Source organism: Vicinamibacterales bacterium (assembly GCA_036504215.1).
Taxonomy (GTDB): Bacteria; Acidobacteriota; Vicinamibacteria; order Vicinamibacterales; family Fen-181; genus FEN-299.
This window is the reverse complement of sequence record DASXVO010000020.1, coordinates 23,537-41,020: the sequence shown is the minus strand read 5'-3', so window position 1 is coordinate 41,020 and position 17,484 is coordinate 23,537. Positions and strand designations below refer to the sequence as shown.

Annotated in this window: 8 protein-coding genes; 3 read left to right on the top strand and 5 right to left on the bottom strand. The window is 68.3% G+C overall.

The features are described 5' to 3' along the window. Window positions 1–26: 26 nt before the first annotated feature. Together VGK32_04790 and VGK32_04785 are read right to left on the bottom strand one after the other, a co-directional pair. Window positions 27–3,260, bottom strand: coding sequence for a hypothetical protein (locus VGK32_04790; GenBank protein ID HEY3381061.1), 3,234 nt, complete (start codon window positions 3,258–3,260; stop codon window positions 27–29). 662 nt (window positions 3,261–3,922) lie between these two features. Further along, window positions 3,923–6,418, bottom strand: a complete 2,496-nt coding sequence (locus VGK32_04785; GenBank protein HEY3381060.1) for a right-handed parallel beta-helix repeat-containing protein — start codon at window positions 6,416–6,418, stop codon at window positions 3,923–3,925. A 379-nt stretch (window positions 6,419–6,797) separates the two neighbouring features. Here VGK32_04785 and VGK32_04780 point away from each other — a divergent pair, with 379 nt between their 5' ends. Next, complete coding sequence (locus tag VGK32_04780; protein ID HEY3381059.1) at window positions 6,798–8,813, top strand: tetratricopeptide repeat protein; 2,016 nt, start codon at window positions 6,798–6,800, stop codon at window positions 8,811–8,813. Window positions 8,814–8,849: 36 nt separating this feature from the next. On the opposite strand, the gene VGK32_04775 is transcribed toward VGK32_04780, so the two are convergent. From VGK32_04775 to VGK32_04765, 3 genes are read right to left on the bottom strand one after another with little or no spacing between them, the layout of a single operon-like run. Then, window positions 8,850–10,073, bottom strand: a complete 1,224-nt coding sequence (locus VGK32_04775; GenBank protein ID HEY3381058.1) for a glycosyltransferase family 4 protein — start codon at window positions 10,071–10,073, stop codon at window positions 8,850–8,852. Continuing rightward, complete coding sequence (locus VGK32_04770; GenBank protein HEY3381057.1) at window positions 10,070–11,443, bottom strand: hypothetical protein; 1,374 nt, start codon at window positions 11,441–11,443, stop codon at window positions 10,070–10,072. The genes VGK32_04775 and VGK32_04770 overlap by 4 nt, the downstream gene beginning before the upstream one ends. Further along, window positions 11,430–12,965, bottom strand: coding sequence for a DUF362 domain-containing protein (locus tag VGK32_04765; GenBank protein ID HEY3381056.1), 1,536 nt, complete (start codon window positions 12,963–12,965; stop codon window positions 11,430–11,432). The genes VGK32_04770 and VGK32_04765 overlap by 14 nt, the downstream gene beginning before the upstream one ends. Before the next feature lie 375 nt (window positions 12,966–13,340). Here VGK32_04765 and VGK32_04760 point away from each other — a divergent pair, with 375 nt between their 5' ends. Together VGK32_04760 and VGK32_04755 are read left to right on the top strand one after the other, a co-directional pair. Further along, the gene (locus tag VGK32_04760) at window positions 13,341–13,883 is read left to right on the top strand and encodes a hypothetical protein (GenBank protein HEY3381055.1); all 543 of its coding nucleotides are present in this window, start codon (window positions 13,341–13,343) and stop codon (window positions 13,881–13,883) included. A gap of 95 nt (window positions 13,884–13,978) precedes the next feature. Then, complete coding sequence (locus VGK32_04755; GenBank protein HEY3381054.1) at window positions 13,979–17,482, top strand: carboxypeptidase regulatory-like domain-containing protein; 3,504 nt, start codon at window positions 13,979–13,981, stop codon at window positions 17,480–17,482. Window positions 17,483–17,484: the final 2 nt, after the last annotated feature.

Below are 17,484 nucleotides of genomic sequence, written 5' to 3'. Positions count from 1 at the left end.
GGTGGTCCGCGCCGCCTCAGGCTTGTTCACTTCAACGGTGCGAGCTTGGCGGCCCTCAGCGCTGCATTCAACCTGGAGAGATCCACTGCGCGTAGCGCGCTCCACCGCGACATCACGCGCATGGCCGCGCCTTCCGCCGCCTTTGCCGCCTCGAGCGTCGCGGCCGTTGGCGCCACGTCAGCCGCCTGCATGGAGTTCATGCGAGCGGCCAGCAGCGCGCCAAGCGCCCACAACGTGTCGGGCGGCGGAGCCGGCAGCTGGGCAGCTCCCGGCGTCGCGCCGCCGCCCGGGCCGCGAGCCCCGCTGTCTGCGGCTGGCCGCTGCCCCTCGAGGGCCGCCGCCGCCGTCTCGAACGCCGCCAGCGCCTGGGCCGTGGCTCCCTTGGCGTTCGGCACGAGCGCCGCGACCTGTGACCGCAGCGCCGCGAGGTCCATCGCCGCCACCTGTGCATCCACGGCGTGGAAGTACATCGACCGCGTCAGCGCGTAGGCCTGCTGCATCACCAGCGATGGCGTCTTCACCCGCGGATCCTGCTTGACGGTGATGGGCTGCGTGCTGGATTTGCCGTTGACCGTCAGCGTCACGGTGTAAGCCCCGGGCGAGACCCACGGGGTGGAGGGCGCAGCGCCGCTTTCGTGCGGGATCGCGCCGATGGGCAGGCCGCCCCGCCCACCGCCGCCCCCGCCGGCCGGCAGCGGCTGATAGTGGACGTCCCACAGGAACCGGTGAATGCCGGCGCTCGCGCTCAGTGTCTGCGGCGGGCGATACCAGTAGAGGGGCACCGCGGCAGCCGCCGCGTCAGGCAGCTTCGGCATCGGGTCGTCGCTGGCATACCTTCGGACCAGCTTGCCGTCCCGCTCACGAATCTCGAGCGTGACCGGTCCGTTCGCCGGCGACTTCAGGTAGTAGTCGATGATCGCGCCGTCCGGTGGATTCGGCCCGGTCGGTTCCTCCAGCGGCCAGGGCATGTCGGGGCTCATGTTCCAACGGACGCGCCACGCCGTCGTCGGCTTGAAGAGGATCGCCTCTTGCTGGTCCGATGTCGCGGCCACCTGGCGCAACGGCGTGATGTCGTCGAGAATCAGGAATCCTCGACCGTGCGTGGCTGCCGCGAGATCGTCGTCTTTCACGACGAGATCGCGAACCGACGTGACCGGCATGTTCAGACGCAGTGACTGCCAGTGCGTCCCGTCGTCGAACGATACGTAGACGCCGCGCTCGGTGCCCGCGAACAGCAACCCCTCGCGCACGGGATCCTCCCGAACCGCGTTCACCGTCTCGCCGTTCGGGATGCCCGCGACGATCTCGGTCCACGTCTTGCCACCGTCGTGCGTCCGGTAGATGTGCGGGCGCAGGTCGTCGAGCCGAAGCGTGTTGACCGCCGCATAGGCCGTGAGCGGGCTGAAGCGCCCGGCGTCGATGAGCGACACCTTGGCCCAGGCGCCGAGTCCGGCAGGCGTGACGTCCGTCCACGTCAGCCCGGCATCCGCGGTCGCGTGGATCAGCCCGTCGTCGGTTCCCACCCAGACGTGCACCATGTCCTGGTAGGAGGGCGCGACGGTGTAGATCACCCCTCGCTGCTGGGGTTTCGCCGTCGGATCGTCGCTGTACTGGCCGACGCTCTTTGGCGTCTCCCAGGTAGCGCGCGTCAAGTCTCCGCTGATCTGCTTCCAGTGCGCGCCACCATCGACCGTCTTCCACAGATGGTTGTTCGCGAAGTACAGCGTGCGCTTGTCCACCTGAGAGAAGACCACCGGCATCGTGCGCACCGAGCGGAAGCCCGCCTGCCCGACGCGGCCTGCCATCGGGCCGACCGGCGACACCTGGCCGGTCCTCCGATCGAAGCGGGTCACGCTTCTCCCGCCGTAGACGATGTCGGGGTCGAGCGGGTCGGGGGCGACGTAGCCGTACTCGTCCACGCCGACAGGCAGCCAGTCGCGGTCCGAGATTGCGCCGTAGTTGCCGCGGCTTGCGATGCACACCGAACCGCTTTCCTGCTGGCCGCTGCAGACGCGGTAGGGGAAGGCATTGTCCGCCACGACGTGGTAGAGCGCTGCCGTGGGCTGGTTGTACCAGGAACTCCAGGTATCCCCGCCGTTCAGCGTCACGACCGCTCCCTGGTCCACGGTGAGCAGCATGATGGCGGGATTGTCGGGGTTGATCCATCCGTTCTGATAGTCCTCGCCGCCAGGCGCGCCCTTGAACGGGGCCCAGGTCCTGCCTGCATCGATCGATTCCCAGGACACCGTGCTCGCCACGACGATCCGGTCCGGGTTCTTCGGGTCGGGAAGCGGCATCGGCAGATCGCCTCCGCCGATTCGACCCGCGGGCCGCGCGTCGTCGGTCGCCTTCACCCATGTGGCCCCCGCATCGTCGCTGCGGTAGATGCCGGTGGTGCCGCGGCCGGTCACGCTGCCGCGGGCGGCTCCAGCGGCTACGCTCGCGTAGAGACGCTTCGGGTTCGACAACGAGATGGCCAGGTGTGCCTGCACGACGGGCGGCAGGCCCTCGGTCAACGGTCGCCACGTGGTGCCGCCGTCGGTGGACTTGAAGATGCCGCCATTCATGCCCGCCCAGGCCGCATTCTCCCAGGGCCCCTGCCGCTCCTCCCACAACGTCGCGTAGACGACGTCCGGATTGGCAAGGTCGATGTCCACGTCGTTGCCGCCGGTGTTCTCGTCCTTGTAGAGCACCTTCTCGAACGTCCGGCCGCCGTCGGTGGAGCGGAAGATCCCGCGCTCCACGTTCGGCCCGTAGGGATGGCCGAGCGCGGCGACGAACAGGCGGTCGGGGTTGCGGGGATCGACGTCGATGCGAGGAATCTGTTGCGCGTCGCGCAGACCGAGATGCGTCCACGTCCGACCGGCGTCGATCGACTTGTAGATGCCGTCGCCGGTGGAGAGGTCGGGGCGGTGCAGCCCCTCGCCGCTGCCGACGTAGACGATGTTCGGATCGGATGGCGCGACCGCGATCGCGCCGATCGAGCCGGTCGGCTGGTCGTCGAAGATCGGCTTCCACGTCCGCCCGGCATCAGTGGTCTTCCACACGCCGCCGTTGACGGCGCCCATGTAGAAGGTGAATGGCTGTGCGCGATGACCGGCGGCCGCCACCGTGCGGCTCGCCCGGTGCGGGCCGATCGCCCGCCACTTCATGGCATCGAAGAGGGAAGGGCTGACTGGCGCCGGTTCCTGTGCGGGAACGGACGCGAGAAGCCCGGCAACCATCAGCACGACAGCAAGAACCACTCGGCGCATGAACATCACGGCTCTCCTCGGATGGCCGGAGTATATCAGCGCCGCCCGTCGATCACCGGTCTGCACGGAGACCCCCGAGCCCGAGAGCCCGCGGAGAACCCGGCCACAGAGGCACGAAGCGCACCGAGGGTCCAGTCCCAGGCCGACGGGCAGGCCTTTCCCTACCGATGGTCGACGGCCAGGGAATCCCCGCCGCGGTCGGAACAGGTTTCCGAGGCCATGGATCATCGGTCGGACATGGCTCCAGCCATGCCCGAGGGGCGCTTGGACGACCTGATGCAAGGAGATACGTGCCGGCCATCGTCACCGAAGCGCCGCCGAGCGTGGAGCCGCGCGCCGAGTGGATGGCCATCAGCGTCGGCCCGGACCCGGCCCCGACGATAACCGTGCCGGAGTGGCGGGATCCGTCCGTGAAGGTGCGGGCGCCCGCCTCCGCGAATTGCCGGTGGGACACCTGGCTCGGCACGAGTGTCCCGCTGTCGACGCCCGGCACGCTCGTGACCGCGGTGAACGGCGTGCCGTCCTTCGCGTTCGCCGCGGCTTGCAGCACCGGGTTCTCGGTATGGGTCATCACGTCGGCCGCAGACGCGGTGTCGGACAGCGACGAGATCCACTCGACGGTCCCGCCCAGGGGATTGACCGGCTCGCCGGTGTCATGCCCGCGGGCGTCAGCGGCACATTGGCGTGCCACCAGCCACCGGGCTCGGCGGCGTGTAGGCGGGTGCCCGCCTGCCCTCATGGGTGTAGACGTCGTCCAGTGCAGCGCGCATCTCGGTCAGATGCGCCACCTTGATGACGATGACGCCCGGGACCAGGGTGTCATCGGTCCAGGGATGGGTCCCCAAGCCAACGCGCGTCCGTAGCTGATCGATCCGCTGGCGTAGTTCGTTGAGGTGCGCCCCCTTAATGCGCGTGGCGCCGGCCGAGGCCGTCAGGGTCCCCCCCGTTCCGTCCGTGAGCGTGAAGTCGGCGGTCGCCTGGTTGGTAATCGTCTTGCGGACATCCTCCGGGCCCGCCTCGCCCACGATGCTCGCCCACGCAATGCCTCCGGGAGCCAGGTTCGTAGTGGCGTGCCACGAAAGGTCGCTGCCGGCGCGGGCAAACGACATGCCGGACGCGTGGCTCTCGCCGCTGAAGACGAGGTCTGCCGGGAACGTGTCGGTCATCGAGAACGACGCGGACGTCGGAGCGGTCGTCGGGTTCGACAGCGCGATGAGGAACTCCTGACCGATGCGGTGCGAGGGGGCCGACGCGTTGTCCGGCCACCAGGTGAGGAGCCGTGGCTTCGATGCCGTTTTGGTCAAGCCGAACGCCGCACCGGTGTACGGCCTCGAAAACGGCGATTCGTCGGCTCCGATATCCGGCGCGCGGCCCTGCGGCCGTTTCGGCACCGCTCCGTCGATGTCGTCGATGACACCGACGTCCGACCCGGCGTCCACGGCCGCCGACGTCGAGGTGAGGTGATACCCGTCCACATCGAAGGCAGCCGGGCCATCGATGTGGCCCACGTCCTCGGTGACGCTTCCGCTGATGTCAGCCCCGTTGCCGTCGAAGAGCGTCTGACGCAGGGACAGGCGCTTGAGGTACTGATTCCGGACATCGAAGCCGAGCGTGCTGCCGGCGACAATGTTGTTACGGAAATCGGCCGTGCCCGACCACACGTAGACCGCCGAGTTCCCTCGGGACCCGGCGATCGTGTTGTGGTTGAACGTCGTCAGCGGGTCGTTCACGGTGGCCCAGTTTCCGTGGTGGATCGCCGTGCCGTCCGCCCCGTCGCTTCCGTTGTTCAGGAACAGGTTGTTCTCGATGAGGCCGTATCCCTTGTTGCCAATGCCGATGCCGCCCCCCGGGTTGTCCGTCATGAGATTCCGCCTCACCGTCACGGTCCCGGTCCACGAGATCACGGCCCCGACGTTGTTGATGAATCGGTTGTCCGTGACCTCCACCGGTCCGGCCCCCGTTCCCGACACGACGATCACCGTGCCTCCGTTGTTGGGCGGGGCGCCTCCGTTTCTCGAGAAGGTGTTCTCGACCAACGTTGCCGCGGTGCCGCCGGTGTAGACGGTCCCGACCGGCGTGTAGTAGCCCTGCCAGCCGCTCTCTCCGCCGCCGAGGTTGTCGAGGAATTGATTGTGGCGGGCAACCAGGACGCTGTTCTGCACGTAGATCGCGTCGCCCGAGCCGTAGAAACGCGTGTTGGAGTTGTTGGCGCGAAGGACGGAATCGGTCAGTGTGACATTGCTGGCCGTGGCGAACAGCCCTCCACCGGCCCCGTTCTGCTCGCCGTTCCAGGGGATCAGCGCACCGGAACCCTGCGAGTAGGCGTTGCTGCCGATGTTGTTCTCGATCCGCAGGGTGTGCAGCATCACCGTCGCGTTCGCGATGTAGATGCCGCCCCCCGACCCGCCGTAGGGAGCAGAGAAGCCGAACGGACAGGTGCCGCTCTCCGTCGAATTGCCGTGGATGAGCTGAAGACCATCGACGGTGACCGTGGCGCCCATGATCGTGACCAGTCGCCCCACCATCAGCAGCCGCTGGCTCACGATCGTCGCCGTCGCACCAGAGGTCGCGCCGGTGATGAGTTCGTTGTTCTGAAACGACCCGGACGTCACCGCAATCGCGACGCGGTTGCCGACGACGTCGACGTAGTTCCCAACGGCGCCTGACGTGCCGCCGGTCACCGTTTCGGAGAGCTGGAAGGTGCCCGTCCCAGGCGTCAACGTGTAGGCATATCCGACCTGGGCGGTGGCTCCCGAGGTGCCGCCCGTGACGGTCTCATCCGCCTGGAGCGACCCAGCCAGTGGGACAATCGTGTAGATGAAGCTGCCGTCGAGGATCACGGGGTTCGCGGCCGCGTCCGGGGTCGTCCAGTTCGTGGTCGTGTACCCACCGGTGATGGTCACGGCGTTCTTGATGCTGACGACCTGTCGCTGTGTGCCGTCCTCGTGGGTGGCTGTGTAGAGATCGGCTGCGACTTTGACGTGGTCGCCCGGCGTGGCCTGGTCAACCGCGTACTGGATGGTTCGACACGGAGTTGAGGTGCATGCACCGCTGTCGGCACCAGCCGTCGAAACGTAGCGGGTCGTCTGTGAACTGGCCGGGCCGGCGATTCCGAGCGCACAGCCCAGTGCCACCAACGACAGGACGCGAGAACTGGTGCCCATGGCTGGTCTGGCTCCTCGGGCTGCGCCTCGAACCGTCGTCAGGCCGTCAGCGCCCGGCGGCGCAGAATAGGCCGTTGACCCGGTGTGCGAATCACGGTTCACGGAGGCAACATCGTGCCCACGGATCATGAGATCAACCCTGAGGACGCATGTCGACCATAGCTGGAACCGCGGTGCCCTCGGTGCCTCTGCGGTCTGGTTCTCTGCCGCGTGCGGCCGCGATCAATGTGCGCCAAGGGGTCGGGCGGCGTGAGGATCCGGGGGGTAGTACCACGGCAAAACCAGGGAATCCGGAAGAATCGCCAGCGTGGGGCGGTCCACGGTAGAATGCGGATCCGCCGATCGACGACCCTGGGCTTTCGCCTGGGGGCATCCACCGATGGCCGGGCCAGAGATGGGGCAGATCATGGGCTTTCGCGGAGCGCCGGGGGAGGGTGACCGTCGGGGCCAGGCCCCGGACGCCGGCCCGCCCACGCCTGGCGAGGTGCGTGCCGCGCTCGAGGCCGTCCTGGCCTGCACGCCCCTCAAGGGGTCGGAGCGGCTGCGCCGGTTCCTGCAGCTGGTCGTCGAGGAGACCCTCTCCGGCCGCGGCGACCGGCTCAAGGAGTACGTGATAGGAGTCGAGGCGCTCGAGCGGCCGGCGTCGTTCGATCCGCGGACCGATCCGGTGGTGCGAGTCGAAGCCATGAGACTCCGGGCCAAGCTGGCCGACTACTACCGCGCGGAGGGAGCGAACGATCCGGTCATCATCGATCTGCCGAAGGGCAGCTACGTGGCCTCGTTCAACCGGCGGCCTGGCGAGTTCCTCGCGGCATCCCGGCCGGACGAAGTCGGCAGGGCTCCTGCGCCGGACGCCGGGGTGGCGCCAGCGGATTCGCCGTCAGGCGGTCCACTCCGGATCGGTCCGCCGTTGGCGCGCCACCGCCCGCGTGCTTGGTGGGTAGGCCTCGCGATTGGCCTGACCGTCGTGCTCATCGCCGTGGCCGCCTCTCTGTTCATCGGCCGACAGCGATTGCACTCGCCGGCCGAACCCACGATCGCGGTGCTGCCGTTCGCGAACGCGAGCGTCGATCGTGACAACGACTATTTCTGCTTCGGCCTCGTCGAGGATCTGACGACCGCGCTGGCACAAACACGGGGGTTGCGGGTCATCGCGCGGACCTCGTCGATGCAGTTCACGCGGAACGTGGATGTACGGGAGATCGGCCGCCGGCTCAAGGCCGACTTCATCGTCGAAGGCAGCGTCCGCAAGGTGGCCGGCCGGCTTCGCATCAGCGCACAGTTGATCGATGCCGGCGACGGGGCGCACGTGTGGGCGCAGGTGTATGACCGCGACGTGCGGGACCTGCTTGCGACGCAGACCGAGATCGCGCGCGCCATCTCCGGCGCGCTCGGCCCGCGGATGGTCGCCACGCCGGCGGCGGCGGTGGCGCCGCTCGATCCGGACGCACAGGAACTCTTCCTCAAGGGCCAGTACTTCCTGAACACGATCGAGCGTGGCGCGCCCGAAAAGGCTCTCGGCTATCTCCAGGAGGCCGTGCGCCGCGCACCCGGGTACGCCCCTGCGCACGCCGCGCTGGCCGCCGCGTATGCGAAGATCACGCTCGATCGGCCAGAACCCCGCCCCGAGGAGATTTCCCAGGCGAAGGCGTCCGCCCGCCGGGCGTTGGAACTTGATGAGAACCAGGCGGATGCGCATGCGTTGCTCGCGTGGATGGCGTTCTTCCACGACTGGAACTGGCCCGAGGCGGAGCGAGGCTTTCGGCGCGCGCTCGAGGTCAATCCGAACTCCGCCGTCGCCTATCACCGGTACTCGGTGCTGCTGATGGCCGAGCGTCGCTTCGACGAAGCGCTGACGCTGTCGCGGAAGGCGCTGGACCTCGACCCGCTGTCGGCGCTGTCGGCCAGCAACCGGACGCTGATCTTCCTGTGCGCCCGCCGCTTCGATGAGGCGATCGCGCAGGCGCGGGATGCGATCGAACTCGCGCCGAACGCCTACGCCACTCAGATTCTGCTCGGTTCGAGCTACGCGGAGAAGGGGATGGTGGCCGAGGCGGTGGCTGCGTACCGGGCGGCCCTGGCGGCCGCTCCGGGGGACACCGACGCGGCCGCGAGCCTCGGCTGGACGCTGGCCCGCGCCGGCCGGCGCGACGAGGCGCTGACGATCCTCGCCGACCTCGAGAATCCCGCCCGCGCCATCCGGCCGTCGCACTACCAGAGGGCGTTCCTCCAAGCCGCGCTCGGCCGGGCCGACGCCGCGTTCGCATCGCTCGATGCGGCGCGCGCGCGCCACGAGACCGAGTTGCTCTATCTCAACGTCGATCCGTTGTTCGACGGGCTGCGCGCCGACCCGCGCTTCAAGACCTTTCTCGACGACCTCGGTCTTCCGCACTGATCGGGAACCACGGCCGGGACTGTCTTCTCGAGACGCTTACAGACTGGTCGTGTCGACAAGCGGTCCGCCGCGCTTGGCCCGGACGCCGTCGCGATAGAGCGCCGTCAGTCGGCGAATCAGGTGTTCGCTCTGGTAGGTTGCGGCGGCCCGTCGACCGGCTTCGCCGAGTCGCCGGCGGTACTCGGCTGACTCCGCCATTCGAACCATGGCGTCGGCGAGCCGCGCGGGATCCCCGGCGGGCACGAGCAAGCCGGTTTCGCCGTGCTTGACGACGTCCGGCACGCCGCCCACCTCGGTGGCAATGGTCGGCCGCCCCGCCGCCATCGCTTCGATCAGCGCCACCGGGGTTCCCTCGTTCCGAGAGCTGAGGGCAACGACATCGAGCCCCGTGTAGACGGTCAACAGATCACGCCGCCAGCCCAGGAAGCGGACGGTATCCTGCAGTCCGAGGCTGACGGCCAATTCCTCGAGCGCATGACGCTGATCGCCGTCGCCCACGATGGCCAGTCTGACAGCCGGTGCCCGCTCGCGCGCCAGCACCATGGCACGGAGCAGCGTGGGGACGTCCTTGATTCTCACCAGCCGTCCGATACACCCGAAGAGCAAGGCATCCTCGGGGAAGCCGATCGAGCGACGGAACTGCGGGTCAGGGCCGCCGATCGACAGGAACGGATCGAGCTCGAGGCCCAATGGCACGATCGACACGCGGTCGGGCGCGGCCACGAGGAACCGTCCAACCAGTTCCTCCCGCTGCCGTTCCGATATCGTGATGATGCGGTCGGTGAGGCGGCCCAGCAGCCGCTCGCTCACGCGAACAGCACGCGTGGCCCACGGCCCGAAGTAGCCCTCGAGCACGTGGCCGTGGAACGTGTGCACGATGAGGCACCGGTTCTTCGACGTTCGCGTCAGGTTGTAGAGTGACGCGACCAGGCGACCGAGCGTCCCGGCTTTTGCCGTGTGCGTGTGGACGACGTCGGGATGCTCACGGAAGACGAGCCGCAACAGGCTGGCGAACGCGCGGACGTCGCTCAGCGGGCGGATCGTCGCACCGAGGTCGCGCACCTTCTGCGACACCAGGCCCCGGCTCTGGAGCAGATCCTCGAGGCTCGCCTCGGCGGGACCGACCGATCCGTGCACCAGAACCGTCTCGAACCCCTCCCCGCGCAGGCGGTCGTGCAGGAGGATTGCCTGGCGGGCCGGTCCGCCCACGTTCAGCCGCGCGATAACGCGCACGATCTTCGGTCGCGACAGTTCCTTCATTGGGGACGCGCGGGGCCGGCCGGGGATCTCCACTCGATCCCGGGATGCCGTTTGAGGTACAGGACCTTACCGCCCGCCTCGGGTTCGATGCGATCGACGAGCGCAAACTGCAACTCCATGCCCGGCCCGACGCGCTCGGCCAGCCCCTCGCGCAGCACCTGCAGGTGTTCCTCGGCAAAGCCCGCCCGGTCGGGAACGAGGCGCACCACCAGCGTCCGCGCCTCGACCTGTTCGATCTGCGCCTGCTTGACCACCGGCGGTATCTTCTTGAAGATGTCGATCAGGCCGACTCCCACCATGCCGCGTTCGGGCGACACAATGTAATCCTGCTCGCGCCCCGCGATCGCGCGAACCACGGGGTTCTCGTTTCCGCAGTCGCACGCACCGGGCGTCAGATCGATCTGGTCCCCGATACGATATCGCACGAGCGGCGTCCCGTGCGTGGTGAAGCTGGTCACCAAGACGCTGCCCTCGCCAGGTTCGATGACGCCCGTCCGGAGATCGTAGTGCAATTGTCCCTTTCGGCACTCGACGACGAACGGCGCCCCTTCGGCGGACGCATACTGGTTGCGGGCCTCGCACCGGAACGCTGTCCGAATGATATCGCGCTGGAAGCCGTACAGGTTCTCCGAAGTGGAAAAGACCGCCCGGGGCCGGACCGCGGTCGTTCGGCCGGAGGCCACGATGTGGCCGGCCACTGCGGCAATTGCCGAAGGAAACCCATCGATCGTCTCCGGCTGGAACCTCTCGAGGTCGCGGACGTAGGCGTCGAGATTCTGGTTCGCCAGATGGAAACAGGAATACAGGCGCTGGCGCAGGATCAGGTTCGTGCGCGCCAGCGATCGGTGCCCATCCTGTCCCGGGGGGACCACTATCCGGCCCGAAAACGTCGCACGCCGCCCGAGCCGCGTGGCTCCGTGCGTCGCACGCCAGGCGTCGAGCGTGGCAAATCGTTCCTGGAGGTCGCGCCCGAAGAACACGACCTCGAGCGGCTTGCCCGTCGTCCCGCCCGTGTGGACCTTCACGCCCCTGTCCGTCGTCCGGATGCGCGACAGGTTCACCCGGAAGGTTTCCTTGTCGGTGACCGGAAGCCGCGTCAGGTCCCGCACGCCCCGCACGTCGATTCCCGCGAGTCGATCGCGGTAGAACGGGCTGTTCTTCGACACGAACGCGAGAAACTCGCGCAGTCGCTCGGCCTGGTAGGCCTCGAGCCGCTCTCGCGGCCACGCCGCACTCTCCTCGAGGAACCGCGTCCATCGCCAGTAGCGGCGGCCGCGGCGGATTGCGGCGAGCTTCACGCCGTACGCCGTCACCATCAAGGTCTGCAGCCAGATCGGCGCACGTGCGTAGAGCCGTTCACCGCCGGTCATGCGCGGTTCCTGCGTGACGAATGGGGGGGGGCAGGATGTCGCAAGCGGCGGCGAGCTGCACCAGGAACTCCGGCCGAACCGAATGCCGCAGGCTCGGCCAGCCGCGAGGTGGTTCGAACGCAAAGTGGGCCGCCCCGCGCAGTCGCTCGGCGAGTTCGGGATTGACCGTCACTGGCGTCGCCTCGAGACTGCCCGACGTCGAGAGGCCGTACGACGGCGCGAAGGCCTCCCGAATCTGCGGAATCCGCTCGGGGTCGAACCCCATCAACGCGGCCATCGTGCCGTCGATGGCCGGGGCATCTGTGCCGTGCAGGAGGACGCCCAGGGCGCGAGGGCGCGGCTTCAACGGTCCCTCGCCTTCGCCCGCCACGATGCCGTCCACGATGTGGTAGAGCCGGCGGCGCGGCTCCGCGTGCAGCCGCTGGTCACGAGCGCCGAAGCGCGCAATCCGATTGATGTCGACGACCATCCGCCAGATCGTGTCATTGCCTTCCCAGCTTCCGCTGAGCAGGCCGTACCTGGCGTCGCCACCTCGTCGCCGTCGCAGGCCGCGCTGCGCAAGTTCCGCGGTCCGGCGAAGCGCTCGCCAGACCTGCAGGGGCACGCGCTCCTGCAGCCGTGCGCGCGCCACGGCCGCGAGCCGGTTGTAGGCAGACCGCGGGAACTCGTCCCCGTCGGGTTCTGCGCCCATGCGGAAGTGCGGCAGATAGTCCTTGCTCGTGTTCATGCCCACGACGTTCTTCAGCGCGCCGCTGACCCCGGCCTTCTGGTGGGTCTTCATCTTCGCCACGTTCAGCACGACGTCGGCGTCGAGCACGGTGTTGGAGAAGCGGTAGCGGTGCCGGCCCGGACCGTGGTTCTCGCTCGTGAAGAGCGCCCGGTAGTCGCCCACCGCGAGCCGCGTGCGCGGACCTGAGATCGGATCGAGCGCGCTGTCGTCCGCGAGGTCGAAGAGCGTGGCGCCAGCCGGATCGCCCGGCAGCGGCACTCGCTCCTGGATGAAGGCCGACCGATCGTCCACCCGCGCCCACTCCGATCGCAGGTCGATCAGCGAGACATCGAGACCCGACTGGCTGAAGCACCCTTCCACGATCCGGTCGAGCCCGGACTGCTCGACCAGACGGCCGAAGTCCGCGCCCTGGATCGGCGCGTCACACACGACGATGCGGCCGCTCCCTTGGAGGGCGATGCGCGTGTAGTCGAGCAGACAGCGCACGACGGCGCCGTGCGTCCGGACGTCGGCGACACCCTCGCGGTCGTGGATGACGAGATTCGGCTTGATGACGACGACGTCGCCGGGGGCCACCAACCGGCCGAACGGGTTCCATCCGGCCGTGCCAAAATGATCTCGGTCGTAGCAGATGAACGCGTCCCGGACGAGGCCGTAGGCGGTGTTCTCGGGATCGATCCGTGCGGCAAGACCGTGCAGTTCCGGGTACGCCCGGTCGGGATCGAACGGGGCCCGTCCGTACCGGGCACCCTCGCGTTGAACCGCGACAACAGGGCGTAGACTCTCGGACAACGCCTCCGCCTCCCCAATTCTCGGCTGTCCCCTCGGCAGGCCGCTGAAACACTCCGACCCGGCCGCCCAATCTCGAACGGAGAATGGAGGGCGCCTTCTCCAGCACCCTGGCCAATCGCCGTCTCCACTCGCGCGTGTCTGCGGCGGATGAGGACCCACACAGCCCAAACCCGTTGAGTCCCGATAGTGGCGACTATCTTACCGCAGGGAATCCCGGCCAGCGCACGGCGATTGCACTTCCGCGGTCGGGGTGCGAAGCGCCTTCGACGCGCCGCGTCGCGACGGCAGAGCATGGAGCGGTGGGACGCGGGCCGGCCTGTCGGCATCCTGCTAGAATGTCCGCGGGCCTATATCTGGAATCGACAGGAGGACCCTATGAAGAGAGTGGTGATCGTGGGTATCGCCGTGCTGGCACTGACTACGTTGGCCTCGGCGCCGCGCGCCCAGGACAAGGGAGCGTCGGGCATGTCGGTCCGGCCGGTGGCGCAGACGCCGGAATGGCAGAAGCTCCGGACGTTGGTGGGTGAGTGGGATGGGTCGATGGAGGAAGGTGGCAAGAAACTCGCGGCGCACGTCGACGTGCGGATGACGGGCGACGGCTCCGCCGTGATGCACGTGCTCGGCCGGGACACGCCGCACGAGATGGTGACCATGTTCCACCCGGACGGGCAGCGGTTGCTGGCGACGCACTACTGTGCCGCGCACAACCAGCCGCGGATGGAACTCATCAAGGCGCCCGCAGCCAACCAGGTGGCCTTCGAGTTCGTCGACGGGACGAATATCGGACCGGGGGACGGCCACATGAAGCGGCTGGTGATCACGTTCACGGATCCCGATCACCACGACGAGGCGTGGACCTCCGAGGTGGGTGGAAAGGACATGCCCACCGCCGTGTTCAGCTTCACGAGGAAGAAGTAGGGCGCCGCACCGAGGCTCGGCCGTCACGTGTCTTCGCGTTGTCACCCTACTGTCACAGTCCTGACACGAGTGGATCGTAAGGAGAGGATGTGCGGGTGACAACCGACTGGATTGTATCGCGTGCGGCGCGTGCGCTGTCGATCTGGACCGCGGTAACGCTCGCGCCGTTCGTTGCCTCTGATGCCCGCGGGCAGGTGCCGGTGCCAACCGGTTGGCCTGGCGCCGCCTCGACACGGCCGTCATGTTCGCTCACCGGGATCGTGACGGCCGGACAGTCCGGGCAGTCCGGGCTGCCAGGCGTGGCCATTTCAGTCAAACAGCACGACGCAGCCGCGGCGGCGGTCGCCACCTCCACGAACACCGACGGTACGTTTTCCCTCGCACCTCCGGGGCCGGGTCGGTACGTCCTGTCGGCCGAATTCGCCGGATTCGCACCCGTCAGCAAGGAACTGACGGTCGATGCGTCGTGCCAGGTCCGCATCGAACTGGCGATGACGCTCGCCTCTCGCGTGGCACCACCGGCGCGGCCGGTCGGACCGGAGGTGACGCCCCCGGGCGTGCCGTCCGCGACTGTCAAGCCGCGTCCCGAGGCCACGTCGGGCCTCCCAGCGCGAGCCCAGCCGTCGGGTACCGGAGCGGCCCGCTTCCAGCGTGTGACGCCAGCCGCCGGGATCGCTTCGGGTGCTGGCAACGGTCCGACCGACCAACTTGGAGCGTCGGCGGACGACGCCCGGGCGCTGGCCGAACACCTGAGCCTGCCACCCGGCTTCACCCCGGAGACGATGTCCGACACCGTGACCGCATTCGGCAGCGCGGGCCAGACGAACGAGATGATGCTGTTCGGGCCGCGGGGCGATGGCCTGCTCGGCGGCTTGCCCGGCCAGCCGGGTTCGGGGGAAGACAGGCTGCCTGGAGTGGGCGCGGCCTTCGGACCGGGCGCCGGGGCAGGCGGATTTGGTGGACCGGGCGGGCGGGGTGGGATGGGCGGCGGCCGCCCGGGAATGGCCGGCCCAGGTGGACAGCGGGGCGGCCTGAACGAACGACTGGCGATGGCCAACCGCTTGCGCCAGGACCAGCCGCACGGCCAGGTGTCCTACACGGTGGGCGGGTCGCCGTTCGACGCGGCGCCCTACTCGCTCAATGGACAGTCGACGCAGAAGCCCGACTACCTGCAGCAGCGCCTGGCGGCAACCATCGGCGGTCAGTTCAAGATCCCACGTCTCTTCGATCTCGGACCGCGCACGTACTATTTCCTCAACTACACCGGCAATCACTCGGCCAACGCGTACAGCGCGTACTCGACCGTGCCCATTGCCGCTCAGCGTGCCGGCGACTTCTCCTCGTCGCCCGTCCTGCTCGTAGATCCGCTGACGAACCTGCCGTTTGCGGGCAACCGGATCCCCGCCAACCGGCTGAGTCCATCGGCGCAGGCGCTTCTCCAGTACATCCCACTGCCCAACCAGGACGGAACCGCGCGAAACTACTACTACTCGACCACGAATACGACGTCTGCTGATGACCTCAACTTCCGGTTCGTGCGGACGTTCGGCGCCACAGAGAACCGGCGGGGCGGGCGGGGCGCCGGAATGATGGGTGGACCGGCCGGGGGAGGGCGCGGCGGGCCGATGGGCGGCGGGACCACCTTCAACGTGGCGATTCACTACCACCGGCAAACGAGCACACAGAGTGCCGCGTTCCCGACGATCGGCGGCGAGTCGTCGCAATCGGGCTGGGACATTCCGGTCGGATTCTCCTTCACGGCGTGGCACATCGTGCACGCGGTCCGCACGCAGTTCAACCGCAGCGATTCGACGACGACGAACCGGTACGCCTATCTCGCCAACGCGGCGAATGACGCCGGCATCACGGGAGTGGCCGCCGATCCGTTCGACTGGGGCGTGCCGAACCTGTCGTTCTCAGGGTTCACCGGCCTGCGCGACATCACGCCGTCCACGCGGTCCACCCAGACGCTCACCTGGGCCGACTCGATGATGCGCGTGTACAAGAAGCACAACGTCCGCTGGGGTGTCGGCTTCAAGGACGAGCGGCTCGACAGCCGTACGGACAGCAGCGCGCGAGGCGCGTACACGTTCACCGGCCTGTTCACGGGCGGCAGCACGGCGCGCCTCAGCGGTGCGGACTTCGCCGATTTCCTGCTCGGAATGCCGCAGCAGGCGTCGGTCCAGTTCGGGCCGGGACTGGTGCGATTCCGGTCGCAGTCCTGGAGCGCGTTCGCGCAGGACGACTGGCGCGTGTCGTCGAACCTGACGCTCGACGTGGGAGTGCGGTACGAATACCAGTCGCCGTACTCGGAGGCGGGCAATCGCCTCGTCGACCTGGACGTGGCGCCTGGCTTCGCGGCCGCGACGGCCGTGCAGGCCGGGCAATCCGGACCATACACGGGGCTGTACCCGTTGACCGTCGTCGAGCCGGACCTGAACAACTTCGCGCCGCGAATCGGCCTGGCGTGGCGGCCGCAGCGGCAGGTCGTGATTCGCGGCGGCTACGGGATCAACTACAGCTCGGTGCCGTACCTGTCGATTGCGCAGAAGCTCGCCGCGCAGCCGCCGTTTGCGACGACCGACACGCGGATCGGGACGGTGACGGCTCCGCTATCGCTGTCGAACGCGTTCGGCACCCCGTCCACGGCGACGACGACGAACAACTTCGGCGTCGATCCCTCGTACCAGATCGGCTATGTGCACCTGTGGAACGTGGACGTGCAGCGGGAGTTCGGGCGCACGCTCTCTGCGGGGATCAGCTACACCGGCACGAAGGGCCGAAGCCTCGACATGCTGCGTGCGCCCAACCGCGGATCGTCCGGGCTCCTGATGCCGGGAGTGCAGGCGTTCATCTGGGAATCATCGGGCGCGGAGTCGATCCTGCACGCGCTGTCGCTGCGGGTGCGGAAGCGGCTCGCGCGGGGCCTGTCGTTCGGTGGCGTCTACACGCTGTCGAAATCGAGGGACAACGCCTCGACGCTCGGCGGTGGTGGCGGTGTGGTGGCGCAGAACGACAAGGATCTCGATGCGGAATGGGGGCTGTCGAGCTTCGATCAGCGGCATCGGTTCACCGGCGATTTCAGCCTCGAGCTGCCGTTCGGGACGAATCGTCGTTGGCTGAACGAGGATGGTGCGGCGAACATCCTGTTCGGGGGCTGGGCGCTGGCCGGGACGGTCTCTCTCTCGTCGGGCCAGCCGTTCACCGCGCGCGTGGCCGGTGCCGTGTCGGACGTGGCGGGCGGCGTGAACGGGACGCTGCGCGCCAACTACAACGGACAGCCGGTCGCGCTCGACAACCCCACGCTCCAGCGGTTCTTCAACACGTCGGCATTCAGCGTGCCGCCTGCGGGGACGTTCGGCACGTCCCAGCGGAACATGATCATCGGGCCGGGGTCTCGCACGCTGAACATGGGCCTGGTGAAGTCGTTTCCGATTCGCGGCACGCGCGGGCTGATGTTCCGCGTCCAGGCGAACAACGTGTTGAACACGCCGGTCTGGGCGGCGATCGACACCGTGGTGAACTCGCCCACGTTCGGGCAGGTCGTGTCCGTTCGCCCGATGCGCAGCGTCCAACTCGTCGTCCGTCTGATGTTCTGAGC

Bases quoted from the DNA above. Each gene is read 5' to 3' on its own strand.
- VGK32_04780 (HEY3381059.1), top strand. From the start codon at position 6,798: ATGGCCGGGCCAGAGATGGGGCAGATCATGGGCTTTCGCGGAGCGCCG.
- VGK32_04790 (HEY3381061.1), bottom strand. From the start codon at position 3,260: ATGTTCATGCGCCGAGTGGTTCTTGCTGTCGTGCTGATGGTTGCCGGG.
- VGK32_04770 (HEY3381057.1), bottom strand. From the start codon at position 11,443: ATGACCGGCGGTGAACGGCTCTACGCACGTGCGCCGATCTGGCTGCAG.
- VGK32_04760 (HEY3381055.1), top strand. From the start codon at position 13,341: ATGAAGAGAGTGGTGATCGTGGGTATCGCCGTGCTGGCACTGACTACG.
- VGK32_04775 (HEY3381058.1), bottom strand. From the start codon at position 10,073: ATGAAGGAACTGTCGCGACCGAAGATCGTGCGCGTTATCGCGCGGCTG.
- VGK32_04785 (HEY3381060.1), bottom strand. From the start codon at position 6,418: ATGGGCACCAGTTCTCGCGTCCTGTCGTTGGTGGCACTGGGCTGTGCG.